Origin of the sequence: Vibrio sp. 661, assembly GCF_033339315.1 — a bacterium.
Classification (GTDB): Bacteria; Pseudomonadota; Gammaproteobacteria; order Enterobacterales; family Vibrionaceae; genus Vibrio; species Vibrio alginolyticus.
In genome coordinates this window covers 1-1,004 of sequence record NZ_JAWOUJ010000152.1, presented here as the reverse complement: position 1 = coordinate 1,004, position 1,004 = coordinate 1, and the positions used below count along the sequence as shown (strand labels likewise).

1 protein-coding gene is annotated in these 1,004 nt (G+C 49.0%); it reads left to right on the top strand.

The genetic code is table 11. From position 1 onward, the window contains the following. Window positions 1-875: helicase-related protein (locus R7P69_RS25350; RefSeq protein WP_318121855.1), on the top strand; the 875-nt coding region annotated here is incomplete at its 5' end. Between the last annotated feature and the right edge of the window lie 129 nt (window positions 876-1,004).

Here is a 1,004-nt window from a genome sequence, read left to right as displayed (position 1 = left end):
ATTTCTACAAACAGCGCGTTTTCAATCTAAACAACATTCAAGCAGTTGTGTTAGATGAAGCCGACCGCATGTTCGATCTTGGCTTTATTAAAGACATTCGTTTCTTGTTCCGTCGTATGCCTGAGCCAACAGAGCGTTTGAACATGTTGTTCTCTGCGACTTTGTCTTACCGCGTGCAAGAGTTGGCTTTCGAGCATATGCACAATCCTGAGCATGTTGTGGTTGAGCCAGCACAAAAAACCGGTCACCGTATCCAAGAAGAGCTGTTCTACCCATCTAATGAAGACAAGATGGCTCTACTTCAAACTCTGATTGAAGAAGAGTGGCCAGATCGCGCCATCGTGTTTGCGAACACCAAACATAAATGTGAGTCAGTTTGGGGCCACTTGGCGGCAGATGGTCACCGCGTTGGCCTACTAACAGGTGATGTTCCACAGAAGAAACGTGAAAAGATTCTTGAACAATTCACTAAAGGCGATGTCGACATTCTTTTTGCGACTGACGTCGCAGCCCGAGATCTACACATTCCTCAAGTAACACACGTATTCAACTATGACCTGCCTGACGACTGTGAAGATTACGTACACCGCATTGGTCGTACGGGTCGTGCGGGCGCGAGCGGTCATTCAATCAGCTTTGCGTGTGAAGAATACGCAATCAACTTGCCTGCGATTGAAGAATACATCGAACACACCATTCCTGTGTCGGAATACGATGCATCAGCTCTGATTCAAGATCTGCCTGCGCCAATCCGCATGCGTGCGCCGCGCGTTCAGCAACGCCGCACCAACACCGGTGGTACTCGCTCTGGTAACCGTAAGCCTCAAGGACGCCGTCCTCGTCAGCCACGTCAATCAGCGCCGAAACAATCATAAAAGGAAACTGAAGTCGTTTATGAGTCAAGCAGGATCATCACCGCTATACGCAGCCATCGACCTCGGGTCGAACAGTTTTCACATGCTCGTTGTGCGTCACATCGATGGCAGCGTTCAAACAATGGCTAA